Below are 14771 nucleotides of genomic sequence, written 5' to 3' on the forward strand. Positions count from 1 at the left end.
ATCCGCTCCAACTCCCCGTACGTCCAGGGTGGGAGAAACACTGCCCCGCGGAGTGATCAATCCGCATTCCGCGCGCGGCAGGGTGGGTGCGTCCCGTACGCATCGACCCAAGGACCCAACGCACGTGCGCAACAGTCGAATACCCCTCTTCCTGGCGGTCAGCGCCGTCACCACGCTGGTCCCCGCGCTGACCCCCGCCACGGCATCCGCCGCGGAGAACCCCCTCCGCCCCTACCTCCAGCAGAAACCGGCCTGGCACCGCTGCGACACGGCGCTGCCCGCCTCCCTTCAGTGCGCCACGATCAAGGTGCCGCTCGACTACGGCAAACCGGGAGCCAAGAAGCTCGACCTCGCGATATCGAGGATGAAGACGAGCGTCAAGAAGGAACGGCGCGGTGTGCTTCTGCTCAACCCGGGTGGCCCGGGCGGGCCGGGCGTCGACATGCCGCAGTACATGGCCGGCGAGCTGCCGAAGGCCGTTAAGGACAAGTACGACCTCGTCGGCTTCGACCCGCGGGGTATCGGCCGGAGTTCCCCCGTCGGCTGCGGCCTGACGTCCGAGGAGCGGAACTGGGAACGGCCGTACAAGGCCGAGACGTTCACCAAGGACGTGAAGTGGGCCCGGACCGTCGCCGAGAAATGCGACAAAAGGCAGGGCGACAAGCTGCGCCACATCACCACCCGCAACACCGCCCGGGACATGGACGTCATCCGCGCCGTGCTCGGCGAGAAGAAGGTCTCCTATCTCGGATACTCCTACGGCACCTACCTCGGCGCCGTCTACACGCAGATGTTCCCCAAGCGCTCCGACCGCTTCGTGCTGGACAGCGCCGTCGACCCGGCCCGGGTCTGGCGCGGGATGATCCAGGTCTGGGCGGAGGGCGCCGAGCCCGCCTTCACCCGGTGGACCGAGTGGACCGCCGCGCGGCATGCCACCTACAAGCTGGGCCGGACTCCCGAGGCGGTCCGCAAGACCTTCTACGGCCTGGTCGCCCAGGCCGACCGCAAGCCGATCGACCTCGACGGCACGCTGCTGACCGGAGACGAAATCCGCCACGGCTTCCGGGGCATGTTCTTCGGCACGCGCGACGCCGCCGAAGCGGTCGCCGAGCTGAAGAAGGCCGCCGCCGGAGCTCGCCCGACCGCCGATCGGGAGATCAGGACACCCGAGCGGGTTCCGCCGTCCTTCGGCCGGACCGTGCCCGAGGACAACGGCGACGCCGGCTTCTGGGCCGTCGTCTGCGCCGACACCCGCGCCTGGCCGCGCGATCCCGAGCAGTACCGCAAGGACGCGATCCGGGACAAGGCCAGGTACCCGCTGTACGGCGACTTCGCCTCCCACATCAAGCCGTGCGCCTTCTGGAAGAAGAACGGCAGCGAGCCCGCCACCAGGATCGGTAACAAGGTGCACGCGCTGATCCTCCAGAACGAGTGGGATTCCCAGACGCCGCTGACCAGCGGCCAGGGCCTGCGCCGCGCCATGAAGGGCGCGAGGATGGTCACGGTCGCCGGAGGCGTCGGACACGGCATCTACGGCACCAAGTCGTGCGCCGACAAGACGGCCACCACCTACCTGACCAGCGGCAAGCTCCCCGCGAAGGACATGACCTGCAAGGCCGCTCCGGCCGCGGACGAACGCAACGCCCCCAACCGGCTGCCGGTCCCGACACCTCCGGGCATCCCGGGGATGGTCAGCCGCTTCTGATCGCCAGGGGCCCCCTGGACCGGACCCGTGCGTCGTCTGCCGAGCGGCGCGACAACTCGCACCGAGGGCGACGTCCCTTCGAAGAGCCGGCTCATGAAGTCATGGGGTGCTCCACACCTCTGCGGCGGCCGAGCCGACCAGGGCTGTCCGGTCCGCGGACACCCTGATGTACGTGACGCGCGAGCCTGTCTGGCGCGGGAAACGATCTTTGGAGTCTCTGCGTCGGCGCTGACCAGCGCATTTCCGTCGGTGCCCCACCGTCGGAACGGGCGGCATCGATCAGATGTCGCCCGTTTTCGTGTCTGCGATGTGATGGTTGTCTCGCGGCGCCCGTGGTTGCGCTTGTGTGAGGAAGCTCTCAGGACTGGTCGTCTCGGGGGTCCCCCAGCGACCGCCCGGGGGCGAAGCGTTCCCGTACCGCGGGGTCGTCGAGGAGGCGGGCCGGGTAGCCGGGACCGGTGCGGGCGGTCATGTCCTGGTGGCGCAGTGGCTCGCCGCAGGAGGAGCAGACGACGCGGGCCTCGGTGTCGTGGTCGCAGGGCGTGTGGTGCAGGACCACCGGGGCGCCCTCGTCGCCGGCCAGCCAGCGGTCGCCCCAGGCGTTGATCGCGGCGAGTACGCCGAAGAAGTCGCGGCCCTTGTCCGTCAGCAGGTACTCGTGGCGGACCGGGTCGCTGCGGTAGGCCTGCCGGCACAGCAGGCCCTCGGCTTCCAGGCGCCGCAGCCGATCGGTGAGGGTGTTGCGGGCGATGCCGAGCGAGCCGATGAAGCCGTCGAAGCGGGATTCGCCGTAGAAGACCTCGCGCAGCACCAGCAGGCTCCAGGCATCGCCCAGGATGTCCGCGGTGCGGGCGATGGAGCAGGGCCAGGTGTCGAACGAGGTCCGTTTCACGGCTGCCAGATTATCGGTTTCATCATGAGATGGACTCGCCCTCGGGGTCCCCGGATTTGTCACTCCCGTACGCCCGCCGGTTCCGCCGGGCGGCGGCGCAGGGCGAGGGCGGCCGGGGCGAGTGCGGAGGTCACGGCGAGGAGGGCGCAGACGGCCGTCGTCGTGCCGAGGGCCTGCCACGGGAGCGCGATCGTGGCCGGGGCCGACAGCAGGGCGAGGGCGCTTGCCATGCCGGCCAGGTTGACGGCGGCGACCAGGAGGCCGAGGAGCGCGCCGGCCGCCACGACCGTCAGGGCCTCGGCGCCGGTCAGCCGCAGGACCTGCCGGCGGGTGGCACCGGCCAGCCGCAGCACGGCCAGGTCGCGGGCCCGGTCGGACGTCGCCATGACCATGGTGTTGGCCACGGCGATGCCCGTGTAGAGGAGGGCGATGCCGAGGACCAGCAGGAGGCCGAGGCGGGTGGTGCGGTCGGTCTCGGGGTGGGTGGCGCGGATCCATGCCTCGCGGGTGAGGATCTGCCCGTTGCCGGTGCCGAGCGCCTGCTGCAGAGCGGTGGCGACGGTTTTCGGGTCCGCGTCGGCGGTCAGGGCCACGTCGATCCGGTCGACCGTGGCGCCCGGGGCGTTGCGCGGGGTGACGTAGACGCCGTTGTCGCCCGTGCCGGTGGTCATCACCGCGGCGATCCGCAGGGTGCGCGGCGTTCCGTCGCCGAGCCAGACACGGACCCGGTCGCCCACCCGGTGGCGCTGCCACTCCTCGTTGACGATGATCGAGTCGTCGTCGAGGTCGCTCACCGCGCCGGCGGCCAGGGGCAGGCGAGTGGTGGCCGCGAGGGGGCCGGGGGTGGCGGCGCGGGCCTCGGAGCGGACGAGGGCCACGTCGTCCTCCAAGACGTGGACGGCCGTCGACGACGTCGGCGACATCTCGGCGCCCGGGACGGCGCGCAGTCTGCGCAGGGCGGCGTCGTCGAAGCCGGTGCCGGCCGGCGGGGTCACGACGAAGGCGGCGGTGGTGCGCTCGCTCGTCTCGGTGGTCCTCGCCCGGTTCAGGGTCGCGGTGGCGCCGAGCAGGGAACCCGCGAGGGCGACGGTGACCAGGACGGGGGCCGCGAGCGCTGCGGTGCGGCGCATCCCGGCGGCGGTGTTCTCGCGGACCAGCAGGGCGCAGGCGCCCGGCAGCCACGTCAGCAGCCGGGTCAGGGGGCGCAGCACGAGCGGGGAGAGCAGGGCGGCCGCGGTGATCAGCAGCATCGGGCGGCTGATGTAGGACTTGCGCTGCAGCAGGTCGGCCGGGTCGCCGGCCAGGGACAGGCCCAGTGTCACCGCGGACGTCAGCAGCAGGGCCGTGCCGGACAGCAGGCGGCCCCGGGTGATCGTCCCGCTCTCCGCCGAGGCCTCGCGAAGTGCCTCGGTGGGGCCGGTGCGGCCGGCCCGCCAGGACGCCGCGGTCGCTCCGCACAGCGCGACGAGCAGGCCGGTCCAGAAGGCCGCGTGGTACGGCCAGGTGTGGTCGCCGATGGTGAACCAGGCCGGGGCGAGGCCGTTGTCGACGACCCAGGCGGCGAGGCGCGGCGCTGCGTGGGAGCCGAGGGCGCAGCCGGTGGCGGAGGCGAGGGCGCCGACGGCGAGCGCCTCGGTGAGGACGGTCCGGCGGATCTGGCCCGGGACGGCCCCGGCGGTGCGCAGCAGGGCGAACTCCCGGCGCCGCTGGGCGACCGCGAAGGCGAAGGTCGACGCCACGACGAAGACCGACACGAAGGCGGTGACGCCGCCGGCGGTGCCGAACAGGGAGTTCATCGCCGTGAGCGCCTCGCTGTCCCGGCCGGGGTCGGCATCGGCGAGGCGGCGCGCGTTGCCGGTGAGGACCTGGGCGCTGTCACCCACCGCCTCCCGTACGGCCGCCGGATCGGCCTCGACGGCCAACTGCGTGACCGTGGGCGCCAGTCGGGCGGCGCGGGCGTCGGTGAAGAACACGGCGTTCTCGAAGCCGCGTGAGGTGAGCGTGCCGACGACGCGTACCGGGCCCCGGTCGGTGTGGAGCCGCCGGCCGGGGCGTGTCCAGTCGCCGGTGACGGCGACCTCGTCGGCGGTGCGGGGAGCTCGGCCGGTGGCGAGGTCGTAGAGGGCGAACGCGGCGGTGGACCAGGGATGGCCGACCAGGTCCGCGGGGGCGCCCGTGGCGCGGACGGCGAAGGACCTGTCCGCCACGACCGGGCCCAGCTTCCGCAACTCGGCGACGGTCGTGGCGGGTACCGGGCGCGGGTGGGCGAGCCGGGACTCGCGGTCGCCGATCGGGGTCGGTACGCGCAGCGTGTCCTGGCCCTTGACGACGACCGGTTCCGCCGCGAAGCGCTCGGGGGCGCGCTCCGGGGCGGTGGCCGACGAGGCCAGGGCCAGGCCCGTCACGGTCAGCAGTGCCACGCCCAGCGCGAGCGCGACGAAGCTGCCGGTGAAGGTGGCCCAGCGGGTGCGCAGGGCGCGCAGGGCGACGCTCAGCACGGCGCGGCCTCCAGGTGGGTCATGCGCGCGGCGACGGCGTCGGCGCTCGGACCGGTCAACTCCCCGTGCACGCGCCCGTCGACGAGGAAGAGCACGCGGTCCGCGTACGCCGCGGCCACCGGGTCGTGCGTGACCATGACGACCGTCTGTCCCTCGCGGTCGACCATGCCGCGCAGCAGCCCGAGCACCTCGCGGCCGGTCCGCGTGTCCAGGGCGCCGGTCGGTTCGTCGGCGAACAGCACGTCGGGCCGGGTGATCAACGCGCGGGCCAGGGCGACGCGTTGCTGCTGGCCGCCGGAGAGCCGGGCCGGTCTGTGCCGGGCCCGGTCGGCGAGGCCGACCTGCTGGAGCGCCTGGCGCACCCGGGCCTTCGGGACGCGCCGGCCGGCCAGGCGCAGGGGCAGGGCGACGTTCTGCTCGGCGGTCAGCGAGGGCAGCAGGTTGAACGCCTGGAAGACGAACCCGACGCGCTCGCGGCGCAGCAGGGTCAGCCGCCGCTCGCTCAGCCCGGTCAGCTCGGTGCCGGCGAGGGTGACCGAGCCGGAGGTGGGCCGGTCCAGGCCGGCGGCGCACTGGAGCAGGGTCGACTTGCCGGAGCCGGAGGGGCCCATCACGGCGGTGAAGGTCCCGGCGGGGAACGCCAGGCAGACCTCGTCGAGTGCGGTCACGGTTCCGTACGCCCTGGTGACGGAGTCCAGCCGGATGGCGTCGTGTGTCATGGGTTCCCCCTGGTGTCGGTGTCGCTTCCACGAAACCGGGCGCGGGCGGGCCGGCGCAGTGCGGCGAGGCCTAGACCTGGGGTAGGGCCAGGCATACCATCCAGCCTCGGCCTGAGCCCATGGCCGGGGCCCCGGCCCGCTTCTACGGTGATCCCCATGCATCCTCGGAACGTGTGGCAGGCCATGTCCCGCCCCGGCTATCTGCTGGGGGCGTGGCCGTGGCGGTCGGCCGGATATCTGCTCACCGGCGCGGTGACCGGTGCCGTCGTGCTCGTGGGGATCGTGGTCTCGGTGGCGGCCGGCGGGGTGCTCGCCCTCGCTCTGGTGGGGCTGCCTCTGCTGCTGGGGACGGTCCTGGCGGGCATTGCGGTGGCGGCTCTCGAGCGGTTCCGGCTGCGGCTGGTCGACGCGGAGCCGGCGTCCGACCCGCACGAGGCGCCCGGGGCGCCGGGGCTGCGGGCCTGGCTGTCGACCCGGCTGCGGGAGCGGGCCACCTGGCGGGAGCTGGGCCACGCCCTGCTGTTCGCGGGGCTGTTGTGGCCGGTCGATGCTCTCGCGTTCACCGCCTTCCTGCTGGGGCCGCTCTCCGTGGTGGCGACTCCGTTGCTCATGGCCGTCTTCGGAGAGGCGAAGGTGCTCAAGGTGTGGCTGGTCACCACCTGGCCGGCTGCCGTCGGGTTCGCCGTCCTCGGACTGCTCCTGCTCGCCCTGGGCGCATACCTGCTGGGCGTCGCCGCCGGTGCGCGGGCCGGGCTGACGCGGCTGCTGATCGCCCCGCGCGAGGCCGACCTGGGGGCCAGGGTGGTCGAACTGGCCCGGTCCCGGGTGCGGTTGGTGGACGCGTTCGAGGCGGAACGTCGGCGCATCGAGCGCGATCTGCACGACGGGGCGCAGCAGCGGCTCGTCGCGTTGACGATGACGCTCGGCCTGGCCCGGCTGGACGCCCCGCCGGGTCCGCTGGCCGACCAGCTCGCCAAGGCCCACGAGGAGGCGGGCACGGCGCTCGCGGAACTGCGCGAGCTCATCCACGGCATCCACCCCAAGGTCCTCGCCGACTACGGCCTCGAAGCCGCCGTCGCCGACGCCGCCGACCGCTCGGCCGTGCCCGTGGACGTCGCCCTGGAGCTGCCCGGTCGGCTCCCCCAAGCCGTCGAGGCCGCCGCGTACTTCGTGGTGTGCGAGGCGCTGGCCAACGTGGGCAGGCACAGCGGGGCGAGCCGGGCGGAGGTGAGCGGCGGGCACCGCGACGGCCGGCTGGTCCTTCGGATCCGCGACGACGGGCGCGGCGGTGCGCGGGCCGGGGAGGGCAGCGGACTGACCGGACTCGCCGACCGGGTGTCGGTGCTCGATGGCAGACTCTCCCTGTCCAGTCCGCCCGGCGGACCGACCCTGCTGCGTGTGGAGATCCCTTGTGGCCCTGCGAGTTGAGCGACCGCTGCGGGTGGTCCTGGCCGAGGACAGCGTGCTGCTGCGGGACGGGCTCGTCGGGCTGCTCGGCCGCTGCGGACACGAGGTCGTCGCGGCCGTGGGGGATGCCGAGGCACTGATCACGGCCGTCGGGGAGCACACCCCCGACGTGGTCGTGACGGACGTGCGGATGCCGCCCGGCTTCCAGGACGAGGGCCTGCACGCGGCCGTGCGGCTGCGCCGCGACCGGCCCACGCTGCCCGTCCTGGTCCTGAGCCAGTACGTGCAGCGCCGCTACGCCGCCGAGCTGCTGGACTCCGGTGACGGCACGGGCGTCGGCTATCTGCTCAAGGACCGCGTCGGCCAGGTCGAGGAGTTCGTCGAGGCGCTCGGCGAGGTGGCCGACGGCGGCACGGTCGTCGACCCCGAGGTCGTACGGCAGTTGCTGCGCCGCCGCCGCGACCCGCTGGAGCGCCTCACCCCGCGGGAGCGCGAGGTGCTGGCGCTGATCGCGGAGGGCAGGTCCAACGGCGCTATCGGCCGCGAACTGGTCGTCTCCGAGGCGGCCGTCGGCAAGCACATCTCCGGCATCCTCACCAAACTGGACCTGCCACCGGCGGACGAGACCCATCGGCGGGTGCTGGCCGTGCTGGCGTATCTGCGGGCGTAGGCGCGCGGCGGCCGGCCGGGGCCCGGCGGGCAGGTTCGGCCGGACCCAAGCCCCTCGGGCCGTGCGCGCGTTGTGGAAAAACCAGTGAGTTGGTTTCATTGCGTCGCCATCAGAGCCCTCCACGGGAGCCAGGGGTGACCAAACAGGACCGGGCCGTCCGGACCCGTCTCGCGCTGATCCGGTCGGCGGCCGAGCAGTTCGAGGCACGGGGATACGTCCGGGCCAGTCTTGCGGAGATCAGCGCGGGAGCCGGCGTCAGCTCCGGCGCGCTGCACTTCCACTTCGCGAACAAGGCCGCCGTGGCCGAGGCCGTCGAGCAGGCGGCCGCCCGTGCCCTGCGCCGGGTCGCGGGCCGGGGCCGCGGCGGCGACGGGTGCGCCCTCCAGCGCCTGGTGGACGTCACGCACCACGTCGCCCGGCTGCTGTGCGCCGACATCGTGGTGCGCGCGGGGCTGCGGCTGAACGCCGAGGCGGTCGCCGGGCGGGTGCGTGACCTGCGCCGGGAGTGGCGGGAGTGTGTGCACGAGCTGCTCGCCGAGGCGGAGCGCAAGGGCGAACTCGCCGCCGGGATGCCGCCGCACCGCTCCAGCGCGGTCGTCCTCGCCGCCACGACCGGCATCGAGGTGCTGGCCCGGGAGGACCCCGGCTGGCTCGCCCGGCCCTCCCTGACCGACCTGTGGCACCTGCTCCTGCCGTGCGTGGCCGCACCGCACCTGGCCGGCGCGCTGGACCCGGCCGGGGCCGAGCCGGACCACGCGGAGCCGGCCGTCGGCAGGCAGGCGGACGTCGGCAGGGAGCCGGACGTCGGCAGGAAGGCGGGCGGGGCGTTGGATGAGCCGGGCCGGGCCGGGCTCGCGCTGCGGTAGCCGGGCGTCCCGGCGGGGCTTCCGGCCGACCTTCCCATGGCCAACAGTGGTGGAAGCGGTGGCCAAAACAAACCGGATGCCAAGTTTTTTCCTCACGAGAATCGCACGATGGTTCCCCAGCCTCTGGACCAAGGAGCGATGAGACATGGCACAGCAGGCCTGCCCCTTCCTGGCGATCGACGCGTCCGGCCAGGACCTCTACGACGAGATATCCCGGATCCGGGCCCAGGGCCCCGCCGTGGAGGTGGAACTCCCGGGCGGCGTACGGGCGTGGTGGATCAACGGCCTGGAGCTGAACAAACGGCTCCTGGCCGGCCCCGAGACGAGCAAGGACGCCTTCCAGCACTGGCCGGCCTGGATCAACGGGGACATCTCCCGCACCTGGCCGCTCGCGATCTGGGTGTCGGTGCGCAACATGGTCACCGCCTACGGCACCGACCACAGCCGGCTGCGCAAGCCGATGGCCGCCGCCTTCACCAAGCGCCGTGTCGACGCGCTGCTGCCGCGCGTCCAGGAGATCGTCGACCGGGCGCTGGACGACCTGGAGCGGATCCCCGAGGGTGAAGTCGTCGACCTGCGGGCGGCGTTCGCGGCGCCGGTGCCGCACGAGGTGGTGTGCGAACTCTTCGGCGTACCGCCGGGTGAGGACGGCCCGCGGGGAGCCCTCTACCGCATCATCAGCCGCTTCTTCGACACGGCGATCTCCCTGGAGGACGCCCAGGCCAACGGGGTCGAGCTGTACGGCACGCTGACCGCGTTCCTCCAGTACAAGCGCGAGCACCCGGCCGACGACCTGACGACGGCCCTCATGGCCGCGCACGACGGAGGCAGCCTCAGCGAACAGGAGTTGATGGACAACCTGATCCTGTTGCTCACCGCGGGTTTCGAGACGACCGTCAACCTCATCGACAACACCGTGCACAGCCTGCTTGCCCACCCCGACCAGCTCGAACTGGTCCGATCCGGGCAGGCGACCTGGGAGGACGCCCTCGAGGAGTCGCTGCGCTTCGAGGCGCCCGGTGCCATGTCGGGTCTGCGCTACGCCGTCGAGGACATCGAGATCGAGCCGGGTCTGACGATCCCGAAGGGCGATCCGGTCGTGGTCTCCTTCGCCGGTGCCGGACGCGACCCCGAGCGGCACGGCCCGGACGCCGAACGGTTCGACGTCACCCGGCCCACCAGCCGCGACCACGTCTCCTTCGGCCACGGCGTGCACCACTGCCTGGGCCGGCCCCTGGCCATGGCCGAGGCGACGGCGGCCCTGACGTCCCTGTTCGACCGTTTCCCGCGGCTGGCCCTGGCCGATCCGTCCCGGCCTCCTGAGAGGCTGCGCTCCATCATCTCCACGGGCCACCAGGAGCTGCCCGTGCTGCTCCACGGCCGGGATGCCGGGCCGGAACCGGAACCGGGACCGGGTCCGCGTCCGGAGGAGGCGGAGGCGATCAGGAGGCTTTCCGGCCTTGGAGGAACGAGCGGTACCAGGGTGCCGCGCGCCTGAATGCGGCCCCGAATCCCTCGCCGGGCGAGCAGTCGAGGTCCTTCCAGAAGGTGTCGTCCACGAACCAGTGGTCGACCGTGAGCATGCCGAGGTGATGGAGGGCGAGCGGTTTCCCGGCGGCCCGGTCCAGGGCGGTGGCGACGTCCACCGCCGCACGGCCGCCGGGCTCCTCCAGCAGCGTGCACACGGCGCCGAGCAGGTCCGGGACCCCCACCGGCCCCGGGTGGTTGACGTGGTGCACACCGCCGTCGTGCGCCGGGGACAGGGCCGCGGCCACCACCGCACGGCCCAGGGTGTCGACGTCGATCATCGACTGGAGCGCCTCGCAGCCGGTGAGGGTCGCCGACAACTCGCCCAGCAGCCACACCAGTCCGGGGACGACCCACCGGTCGCCCTCGCCGTACACGAGGTGCGGGCGCAGCACCAGGCCGCCCGCGTCCAGGACGTGCCGTTCGGCGGCGGCCCGGGTGCGGCTGGTGGCCGACGCGGGGGCGATCGGCACCTCCCCGGGGCGCACACCGCGGAAGGGGCCCCGGCCGTAGACGGCGGCCGTGCTCACGTACACGATCCGGCGCACCCCGGCGCGCTGAACCTCCTCGACCAGGGCCCGCGTGCCCAGGTCGTTGACGGCCTCGACGCTCTCGGCGTCGCCGCCGACCCGCGTGGCGCAGTGCACCAGGACGTCGGTGCCGGCGCAGGCGCCGCGCAGGGAGGGCGGATCGAGAAGGTCGCCGTGGACGGACTCGCCGGGCTCGGCTCCCGGTGCGGTACGGCGCGACAAGTGCCGTACGCGGACGCCGGGTTGCCGGTGTGCGGCGGCCGCGACCCTGCTGCCGACGAAGCCGTTCGCGCCCGTGATCAGAAAGGTGACGGTCACGACAGGGACCGTATCCGGGCCGGCTGTGGGGAGGTGAGCGCGGTGGTCAGCGTGGCGCTGAAGACGGACTCGCCGTCCTGCCGTCCCGAGACCCGTACGGTCGTCTCCCCCGGATCTCCCGGATCTCCCGGATCTGCCGGATCTCCCGGATCTCCCGGACGTCCCGGATCTCCCGGATTCCCGTCGAGCAGCTCCGTCTCGATCCAGCACGGGCTGTGCAGCTCGGCGTACCGGGCGAAGGTCGCCGTCATCGAGCGGGGCAGGAAGGGGTGCCGGCCGGACGCGGCGGTCGCCGCCTGGCGGGCCGCCTCGAACAGGACCATGCCGGGCACGTGGTCGTTAGGCCGCGGGAAGAGCACCGGGTGGCCGGTGTCCACGCGCAGCCGCCAGACGCCGGGGCGGTCGGCCGGGGCGAGGACGACGTCCTCGGCGCGCAAGCGGCCGGCGAGCGCCGGCGATATGCCCGGCAGCAGTGGCACCGGGGTGCCGAGTGCGGCCAACTGCTTCTGTCGCAGACGGCGGTAGGCGAGCGGCGAGGTGCAGCCGGTGCTGCCGGTGCCGCGGGCGACGAAGCGGCCCGCGCGGCGGAACTCCATCGTGGTCCGCATGCTGTGCAGACCGCGACCGCGACGGCGTATCTCGGAGCACACGACGTCGACGTCGACCGGTTCGGCAGCGTCCGACTGCAGGAGCGCGGACGGGTCGGTGTGCACCGTCAGGTCCCACATGACGAAGTGGGTATCGGCGGGGGCGCCGAACTCGGCGTGCGCGAGCACCATCGAGGCCTGCCGCAACGTTTCGCCCACGATCATCGGGTCCTGGTGGCGGTCGTCCACGGGGCCGAAGAAGGCGTGGGTGGCCGGCCAGTGAGCGGTGAAGCGGAAGCGGGTCTCGGAAATTCGGCGCCACCGGGTGGGGAAGACGTCTGCCTCGGTGGTGCGGTGGGCCAGTTCCTTGGTGACCGAGGTGGATTCGGGGGCTCCGGGGACTTCGGGGGCTCCGGGGACTTCGGTGGAACCGGTGAGTGCGGCTTGTGGCGCGTTCTCGACGGCCGACGTGGTTCTGTTTGCCGGACGGCCCTCTTGTCCGGTCTGATCGTCCGTGGGTGCGCTTAAAGGTTCTGACTGCGGCATGAGAACCCCCAGGATCGGCAGCCTGGCTGAGGTCGGCGTTTGACTAAGATACGGACGAGCCGGTTTTTTTCAAAGGCTTCAAAGGGTTAGCCAAACTGCTGGGACAGGCTCTCGCGCCCCCGCTGCACAGCGATTTCACAGGAATCGACGGAGATCAGGAGGGACCCGATGGCGCGACAGGAGCGCGCGATCCGCACCCGGCGGACGATCCTCGAAGCGGCAGCGGCCGTCTTCGACGAACGCGGCTACACCTCGGCGACGATCGGGGAGATCCTGGACCGGGCGGGCGTCACCAAGGGCGCGCTGTACTTCCACTTCGGCTCCAAGGAGGAGCTGGCGGTGGGGGTGTTCGAGGAGCAGCTCGCGATCACGCTCCCGCCGCAGCCCAGCAAGCTCCAGGAACTCGTCGACTCCGGGCTGGTGCTGGCCCGCCGGCTGCGCTCCGAACCACTGGTTCGCGCCAGTGTGGGGCTCGCCCTCGACCAAGGTGCCATGGACCTCGACCGCACGCCGGCCTTCCGGATGTGGATCGACCAGAACGTGCAGATGCTGGCCGAGGGCAAGGCGCAGGGCGAGCTGCTGCCGCACGTCGACGTGGCGGAGACGGCGGAGCTGCTGGTCGGCAGCTTCTCGGGGGTGCAGCTGCTGTCCCAGCTGCGCTGCCAGCGGCAGGATCTGGAGCGCCGCGTCGTCGTGCTGTTCGAGCACTTCATGCCGGGGATCGCCGTTCCCGCCGTGCTGGCCCGGCTCGACATCTCGGTGGAGCGGGCCGAGCGGGTGCTGGCGCAGGTGCAGGCGCAGGTACAGGGTCGGGTGCCTGGACAGGGTCGGGTGCCTGGACAGGCTCGGGTGCCGGGGCAGGGCCAGGGGCCGGAGCAGGGGCGGGTGCAGGAGGGGGCTGTGCCGACGCAGGTCTCGTCGGGGGCGTAGCAGTCACGGGTTGTCCACAGCTGTGGAGTTGTCCACAGGGTCTGACGCGTTTCGGCCGTCGGCTGTACGGTCGGCACGAGTTGATGTTCGTGCGCGTGCGGGGGAGGCGGTCGGTGTGACCAGGGACAGTGCTGCGGCTGAGGACAGGGCGGCGCATGGGGTGACCCATCGGGTGCCCCGGGTGCGCGGTTTCGCCGAGTGGCCCGTAGAGGGCTCGCCCAAGGACGAGGGCAAGGCCCTGCGCAAGCGGCTCCCGCGCCGCGCGCACGCCACGCTCGATCTGGACGCGTCCCGGCCCGACGCGGTGAGCGCGGTCGAGGAGTCGGGCCGCGGCCGGCTCCCCGAGCTCACGCCGATCCGGGTCGGCCGCATGGCCGCCACACCGTTCGCGTTCCTGCGCGGCGCCGCGGGCCTCATGGCCTACGACCTGGCGCGCACCCCCATGAGCCGGATCCGGGCGCAGATCTGCGGCGACGCCCACGCGGCCAACTTCGGCCTGTACGGCGACGCGCGCGGCGGCCTGGTCATCGATCTGAACGACTTCGACGAGACGGTGCTCGGCCCGTGGGAGTGGGACGTGAAGCGCCTCGCGGCGTCCCTGGTGCTCGCGGGCCGGGAGACCGGAGCGGACGAGGACAGGTGCCGCAAGGCGGCCTATGACGCGGTGGGCGCCTACCGCCGCACCATGCGGCTGCTGGCCAGGCTCCCGGTGCTGGACGCGTGGAACGCCATCGCGGACGAGGAGCTCGTCTCCCACACGGACGCCCATGACCTGCTCGGCACGCTGGAGCGGGTCTCCGAGAAGGCCCGCCACAACACCAGCGGCCGCTTCGCGGCCAAGTCGACCGAGGCCACGGAGGACGGCGGGCGCCGCTTCGTCGACGCCCCGCCGGTGCTGCGGCGCGTCCCGGACGCGGAGGCCGCGGCGGTGGCGGCGTCCCTGGAGGAGTACGTCGGCACGCTGCCGGAGGACCGCCTGCCGCTCCTCGCCCGGCACGCGGTGCACGACGTGGCGTTCCGCGTCGTCGGCACCGGCAGTGTCGGCGCCCGGTCCTACGTCGTGCTGCTCCTGGACCACCGGGGCGAGCCGCTGGTGCTCCAGGTGAAGGAGGCGCGGGCGTCGGCGCTGGTGCCGCATCTGGTGACGGCCGGTTTCGACGCGCCGGTGGCCGACCACGAGGGCCGGCGGGTCGTCCTGGGGCAGAAGCGGATGCAGGTGGTCAGCGACATTCTGCTGGGCTGGACGACGGTCGACGGGCGCCCCTTCCAGGTCCGCCAGTTCCGTAACCGCAAGGGCAGCGTCGATCCGGCCGCCCTGGCCGCCGACCAGATAGACGACTACGGCCGGATGACCGGCGCCCTCCTGGCCCGTGCCCACGCCCACAGCGCCGACCCCCGCCTCATCGCCGGCTACTGCGGCAAGAGCGAGGAGCTGGACGAGGCGATGGCCGCGTTCGCCGTCGCCTATGCGGACCGTACGGAGGCGGACCATGCGGACCTGGTGGCGGGGGTGCGGACGGGGAAGGTCGCCGCGGAGATGGGGGTCTGACCGCTGAGCGCCATCGAGCGTGTGGCT

12 protein-coding genes are annotated in these 14771 nt (G+C 72.9%); 7 read left to right on the forward strand and 5 right to left on the reverse strand.

All coding sequences use genetic code 11. The annotated features are described in order from the left end of the window. Window positions 1-124 precede the first annotated feature (124 nt). The gene (locus ACIBNA_RS09735; RefSeq protein ID WP_399164681.1) at window positions 125-1705 is read left to right on the forward strand and encodes an alpha/beta hydrolase; all 1581 of its coding nucleotides are present in this window, start codon (window positions 125-127) and stop codon (window positions 1703-1705) included. A 358-nt stretch (window positions 1706-2063) separates the two neighbouring features. Here ACIBNA_RS09735 and ACIBNA_RS09740 read toward each other — a convergent pair whose 3' ends face one another. From ACIBNA_RS09740 to ACIBNA_RS09750, 3 genes are read right to left on the reverse strand one after another with little or no spacing between them, the layout of a single operon-like run. Further along, window positions 2064-2597, reverse strand: coding sequence for a winged helix-turn-helix transcriptional regulator (locus tag ACIBNA_RS09740; protein ID WP_399164682.1), 534 nt, complete (start codon window positions 2595-2597; stop codon window positions 2064-2066). A gap of 59 nt (window positions 2598-2656) precedes the next feature. After that, window positions 2657-5095 (reverse strand): FtsX-like permease family protein, encoded by a 2439-nt coding sequence (locus ACIBNA_RS09745; RefSeq protein WP_399164683.1) that lies wholly within the window; start codon window positions 5093-5095, stop codon window positions 2657-2659. Beyond that, window positions 5089-5814, reverse strand: a complete 726-nt coding sequence (locus ACIBNA_RS09750; protein ID WP_399164684.1) for an ABC transporter ATP-binding protein — start codon at window positions 5812-5814, stop codon at window positions 5089-5091. Before ACIBNA_RS09750 ends, ACIBNA_RS09745 begins: the two co-directional genes overlap by 7 nt. Window positions 5815-5970: 156 nt before the next feature. Between ACIBNA_RS09750 and ACIBNA_RS09755 the strand changes: the two genes are divergently transcribed. From ACIBNA_RS09755 to ACIBNA_RS09770, 4 genes are all read left to right on the forward strand, one after another. Further along, window positions 5971-7242 carry a sensor histidine kinase gene (locus ACIBNA_RS09755; protein ID WP_399164685.1) on the forward strand — a complete coding sequence of 424 codons (1272 nt, stop codon included), beginning with the start codon at window positions 5971-5973 and terminating at the stop codon, window positions 7240-7242. Beyond that, window positions 7232-7891: a response regulator gene (locus ACIBNA_RS09760; protein WP_399164721.1), complete on the forward strand. Its 660-nt coding sequence runs from the start codon at window positions 7232-7234 to the stop codon at window positions 7889-7891. The genes ACIBNA_RS09755 and ACIBNA_RS09760 overlap by 11 nt, the downstream gene beginning before the upstream one ends. A 134-nt stretch (window positions 7892-8025) precedes the next feature. Further along, window positions 8026-8757: a ScbR family autoregulator-binding transcription factor gene (locus ACIBNA_RS09765; protein WP_399164686.1), complete on the forward strand. Its 732-nt coding sequence runs from the start codon at window positions 8026-8028 to the stop codon at window positions 8755-8757. Window positions 8758-8902: 145 nt separating this feature from the next. Beyond that, window positions 8903-10255 carry a cytochrome P450 gene (locus ACIBNA_RS09770; protein WP_399164687.1) on the forward strand — a complete coding sequence of 451 codons (1353 nt, stop codon included), beginning with the start codon at window positions 8903-8905 and terminating at the stop codon, window positions 10253-10255. On the opposite strand, the gene ACIBNA_RS09775 is transcribed toward ACIBNA_RS09770, so the two are convergent. Together ACIBNA_RS09775 and ACIBNA_RS09780 are read right to left on the reverse strand one after the other, a co-directional pair. Further along, the gene (locus ACIBNA_RS09775; RefSeq protein ID WP_399164688.1) at window positions 10200-11132 is read right to left on the reverse strand and encodes an NAD-dependent epimerase/dehydratase family protein; all 933 of its coding nucleotides are present in this window, start codon (window positions 11130-11132) and stop codon (window positions 10200-10202) included. The two genes, ACIBNA_RS09770 and ACIBNA_RS09775, sit on opposite strands and share 56 nt — an antisense overlap. After that, window positions 11129-12265, reverse strand: a complete 1137-nt coding sequence (locus ACIBNA_RS09780; protein ID WP_399164689.1) for a ScbA/BarX family gamma-butyrolactone biosynthesis protein — start codon at window positions 12263-12265, stop codon at window positions 11129-11131. The genes ACIBNA_RS09775 and ACIBNA_RS09780 overlap by 4 nt, the downstream gene beginning before the upstream one ends. Before the next feature lie 168 nt (window positions 12266-12433). Between ACIBNA_RS09780 and ACIBNA_RS09785 the strand changes: the two genes are divergently transcribed. Continuing rightward, the gene (locus ACIBNA_RS09785) at window positions 12434-13195 is read left to right on the forward strand and encodes a ScbR family autoregulator-binding transcription factor (protein WP_399164690.1); all 762 of its coding nucleotides are present in this window, start codon (window positions 12434-12436) and stop codon (window positions 13193-13195) included. Between the two features lie 115 nt (window positions 13196-13310). Further along, window positions 13311-14744 carry a DUF2252 domain-containing protein gene (locus tag ACIBNA_RS09790; protein WP_399164691.1) on the forward strand — a complete coding sequence of 478 codons (1434 nt, stop codon included), beginning with the start codon at window positions 13311-13313 and terminating at the stop codon, window positions 14742-14744. The last annotated feature ends 27 nt before the right edge of the window (window positions 14745-14771 follow it).

Origin of the sequence: Streptomyces sp. NPDC050164, from assembly GCF_044459945.1 — a bacterium.
GTDB lineage: Bacteria > Actinomycetota > Actinomycetes > Streptomycetales > Streptomycetaceae > Streptomyces > Streptomyces coeruleorubidus_A.

Excerpts from the sequence above, each read along its gene's own strand:
- ACIBNA_RS09750 (WP_399164684.1), bottom strand. The coding sequence starts at position 5,814 with ATGACACACGACGCCATCCGGCTGGACTCCGTCACCAGGGCGTACGGA.
- ACIBNA_RS09755 (WP_399164685.1), top strand. The coding sequence starts at position 5,971 with ATGCATCCTCGGAACGTGTGGCAGGCCATGTCCCGCCCCGGCTATCTG.
- ACIBNA_RS09770 (WP_399164687.1), top strand. The coding sequence starts at position 8,903 with ATGGCACAGCAGGCCTGCCCCTTCCTGGCGATCGACGCGTCCGGCCAG.
- ACIBNA_RS09780 (WP_399164689.1), bottom strand. The coding sequence starts at position 12,265 with ATGCCGCAGTCAGAACCTTTAAGCGCACCCACGGACGATCAGACCGGA.
- ACIBNA_RS09785 (WP_399164690.1), top strand. The coding sequence starts at position 12,434 with ATGGCGCGACAGGAGCGCGCGATCCGCACCCGGCGGACGATCCTCGAA.